The organism is Candidatus Thermoplasmatota archaeon (genome assembly GCA_034660695.1).
Classification (GTDB): Archaea; Thermoplasmatota; E2; order UBA202; family DSCA01; genus JAYEJS01.
Genome location: JAYEJS010000158.1, coordinates 1 through 3,630, shown reverse-complemented (window position 1 = coordinate 3,630; position 3,630 = coordinate 1). Strand labels below are relative to the sequence as shown.

Here is a 3,630-nt window from a genome sequence, read left to right as displayed (position 1 = left end):
ATCTTAGCCGACCATTGCTCTGACTGTTTATTTGCTCCAACAGAAAAATCAAGAGAAATTTTGCTTAGTGAAGGAATAAGTGATGACAAAATTTTTGTAACTGGAAATACTATCGTTGATGCTGTTTATCAAAATATGAAGATAGGGAAGAAAAAAGTTAATCCATTGAATGATTTTAATTTGGAGCCAAGAAAATATTTTCTGGTTACAGCCCATAGACAGGAAAACGTTGATGATAAAATCCGTTTTAAAGGAATTCTTGACGGGCTTGAGACTGTTGCCAGTGAATTTGATTTGCCAATAATATATCCAATTCATCCAAGAGCCAAAAAAATGGTGAATAATTTTGGTCTAAAGGCAAACGGCATTAAGTTTATCGAGCCAGTTGATTACCTTTCATTTTTGCAATTGGAAGATAATGCCAAGCTAGTTTTGACCGATTCTGGAGGAGTGCAGGAAGAAACCTGTATACTGAAAATTCCATGCGTTACTTTAAGGGGTAATACAGAAAGGCCGGAGACGCTGGATGTGGGCTCAAATGTATTGGCGGGGACGAACCCAGACAGAATATTGGAATGCACGAACAAAATGCTGAATGTGGAGAATTCGTGGGATAATCCTTTTGGAGATGGAAAAGCTGGGGAGAGAATTGTGGAGATATTAGAAAGGGAATGTGAATGATAGAAATAAAGGACTTAATCACAGAGGGGGAATCAGAAAAAGTTGAATTCAAACCATCTTTATCTCAAACCGATAAAATAATGGAGAGCATTTCTGCATTTTCAAATACAAAAGGGGGAATGATATTTATAGGAGTAAGTGACAAAGGCGAAGTTCTTGGGATTGATATTGGTGAAAGAACGATTGAAACTTTGGCAAATAGGATAAAACAGAGTACAGATCCGACAATTTACCCTTCTATTTCTGTTGAAGACATAGATGGTAAGAATGTCATTGTTGTCGAGGTAAAGGAAAGTAAATCAAAGTCAGTTTTCGCTTTTGATAGAGTTTACAAAAGAGTTGGAAAGAGTAATCATCGCGTTTCAAGCGATGAAATTAGGAAAATTGCTTTAGAAGGAAGGAAAGTTTATTGGGATGAACAGATTTGTAAGGGTGCTAGCACAGAGGATATCAACGAAGGAAAGATTAAATGGTTCCTGAAAGAAGCAAGGCGTGAACGAGAATTGAATATACCAATAGATGCTTCAGTTGATAAAGTATTGATGAGGCTGAATCTCTTAAAAGACAAAGCATTAACAAATGCGTCTATCTTGCTATTTGGAAAGAGTCCACAGAAATTCTTTTTGCAAGCAGAAGTCAGATGCATTCGTTTCAAGGGAAACAAACCTGTTAAGCCATTTATCGATATGAGAGTTATTAGTGGAAATATAATCGATCAGGTAGATAAATCCCTTGACTTCATTTTAGAACATATCCCAAAGGCTGTTTGGTTAGCTGGAAAACCACAAAGGGAAGAGAAATATCAATATCCTCAGGATGCTTTAAGGGAGGCAATAGTCAATGCTATCTGTCATCGCAATTATGAAGAACGAGGGAATATTCAAATTAGAGTTTTTGATGATTTTTTGGAAGTTTGGAGTCCAGGGAAACTGCCGGAACCATTAACACCAGAAGACCTAAAGAAAACTCATAAGTCAATTCCCAGAAATCCTTTGATAGCAAGACAATTTTTCTGGATAAAGTTTGTAGAAGAGGTTGGAACTGGCACCAATGACATGATAGATTACTGTAGAGAATGGGGTATTCCAGAACCAGAATTCAAACATGTAACGGGAGATTTCGTAGTAACATTCTTTGGGAAGTTAACTGATAGGTATTATAAAGATTTGGGATTAAATGAGAGACAAATTAAGGCTGTTGACTACGTTAGGAAAAATAACAGTATTACAAATAGGGAATTTAGGAAATTATTTCCCGATCTAACGAGAGAGACTTTAAGAAAGGATCTAAATGATTTGGTTAATAAGAGAATATTAGTTAAAAAGGGGGATAAGAGAGGCTCTTTTTATGAATTCCTCTAATTATGCCAACTTTATGCCAACTAATGTATGATGTCGGGTTTGTAGAAAAATATGGAACAGGTATTTACATGATTAAAGAGTTATGTGAGGAATGGGGAATTCCAAGACCAGAATATGATATAAGCGAGATAGAAAAAACAGGCGTTGAGTTAAATGAAAGACAGAGAAAAGCATTACAATATGTTTTAGAAAAAGGTTTTATAACAAATAGGTTATACCAGGAATTGAACGACGTAGGAAAGAAGACAGCGTACCTAGAATTATCCGGCTTGGTAGAAAAGGGATTGCAATAAAAATGTATGAATACATGGCAATGGGAAAACCAGTTATAACAACAAGTCTTCCAGGTATAATGAAAGAGTTTGGCAAAAGTTATTTGATGTTTCAAAGCGTACCGCTTCTTCAGATCTAGCGAGTTTGACAAAAATAGGTGTACTGAAAAAAGTTGGTAAAAGAAAAAGAGATTTAAAGTATTATTTGCATTAGATGCCCAAAAATGGGTATAGAATTGAACGAAAGGCAGATAAGGGCTGTAGCATACGTTAGAAAGGAAGGATGGATAACAAATAAGGAATATCAGGTGCTGTTTGATGTTTCGAGAATCACAGCAACAAGAGATTTGAAACTGCTGGAAGGAGAGGGGATAGTGAAACAAATTGGTAAGGGAAAAAGGGACTCTAGATAGGTATTAAAATGAACATTTTGATGCAAAAATGATGCTTGAAAGAAACAATGACTGGAAAAATTCATTTGGAGATGGAAAAACAGGAAAAAAATTGTTGAGATATTATTAGGTGAAGAATATGAGCTTGGACATTAATTATTTGAAAAATAGATCGAAGGAGATCCATGAGGTTATCAATGAGATAAAGAGAATAGTATCTAAGCCATTTGACGATTTGAGCATTGATGAAAGGTATGCAATAAGGTATCAGATAGTCGTCTTGGCTGAAGCCTTAGGGAGCATATGTTTACATATAGCAATCGAAGATTTCAGCTATGAGCCTAGCTCGTATGCTGAATGTTTTAAATTTCTGGAGGACAAAGGGCTCATCAACTCGGAAGAATTGATTAAGATTGCTAGACTTAGGAACCTCGTAGTCCATCGATACTGGAATATCGATGATTTAAAAATCTATGAGTCTATTAAAAAGGATTTTAAATGCGTTGAAGAATTGCTGAAAATTATTGGGAAGAAATATGGAGTATGACAAAATAGTATATTATGGATTTGGCAAAAGCGATAAGGATAGAATAACTAATAAATTCAAAACTATTTTAATGACAGAAAAGAAAATAAAGACGGCATATGTCTTTGGAAGTTTTACTCGTAGAGATAGGATCAGAGATATAGATATAGCAATCTATGCTATACCCCAGTTAAATTTTGAGGAACTATTGAGATTGGGAGTCATATTTGAGTTAGAGGTAGGAATAGCAGTGGATTTAGTCCAACTTCAATATTTGGACCCTTTTTTTAAGCTAAAAGTACTCAGAAAAGGCCTGCCTCTAATAAAAAATGATTTACACCACTATTTAGTAGCACAGACATATTCAGAATGTTTAGACTTCAATATTTCCCTTGAAA

Annotated in this window: 6 protein-coding genes; all 6 read left to right on the top strand. The window is 35.2% G+C overall.

Annotation, left to right across the window (positions count from 1 at the left end; translation table 11 throughout):
• On the top strand, window positions 1–681 hold a 681-nt coding region (wecB, locus tag U9O96_08670; GenBank protein MEA2055156.1), incomplete at its 5' end, for a UDP-N-acetylglucosamine 2-epimerase (non-hydrolyzing).
• Entirely contained in the window at window positions 678–2,042 is a 1,365-nt protein-coding gene (locus U9O96_08665) for a helix-turn-helix domain-containing protein (GenBank protein MEA2055155.1), read from the top strand. The genes wecB and U9O96_08665, both read left to right, overlap by 4 nt.
• Before the next feature lie 23 nt (window positions 2,043–2,065).
• A complete protein-coding gene (locus U9O96_08660) occupies window positions 2,066–2,335 on the top strand; it encodes a hypothetical protein (GenBank protein ID MEA2055154.1) in 270 nt (89 codons plus the stop codon).
• 203 nt (window positions 2,336–2,538) lie between these two features.
• Window positions 2,539–2,727, top strand: coding sequence for a DeoR family transcriptional regulator (locus U9O96_08655; protein ID MEA2055153.1), 189 nt, complete (start codon window positions 2,539–2,541; stop codon window positions 2,725–2,727).
• A 118-nt stretch (window positions 2,728–2,845) separates the two neighbouring features.
• A complete protein-coding gene (locus U9O96_08650; protein MEA2055152.1) occupies window positions 2,846–3,253 on the top strand; it encodes a DUF86 domain-containing protein in 408 nt (135 codons plus the stop codon).
• On the top strand, window positions 3,243–3,630 hold a 388-nt coding region (locus tag U9O96_08645; protein MEA2055151.1), incomplete at its 3' end, for a hypothetical protein. The genes U9O96_08650 and U9O96_08645, both read left to right, overlap by 11 nt.

Excerpts from the sequence above, each read along its gene's own strand:
- U9O96_08665 (MEA2055155.1), top strand. The coding sequence starts at position 678 with ATGATAGAAATAAAGGACTTAATCACAGAGGGGGAATCAGAAAAAGTT.
- U9O96_08660 (MEA2055154.1), top strand. The coding sequence starts at position 2,066 with ATGTATGATGTCGGGTTTGTAGAAAAATATGGAACAGGTATTTACATG.
- U9O96_08655 (MEA2055153.1), top strand. The coding sequence starts at position 2,539 with ATGGGTATAGAATTGAACGAAAGGCAGATAAGGGCTGTAGCATACGTT.
- U9O96_08650 (MEA2055152.1), top strand. The coding sequence starts at position 2,846 with ATGAGCTTGGACATTAATTATTTGAAAAATAGATCGAAGGAGATCCAT.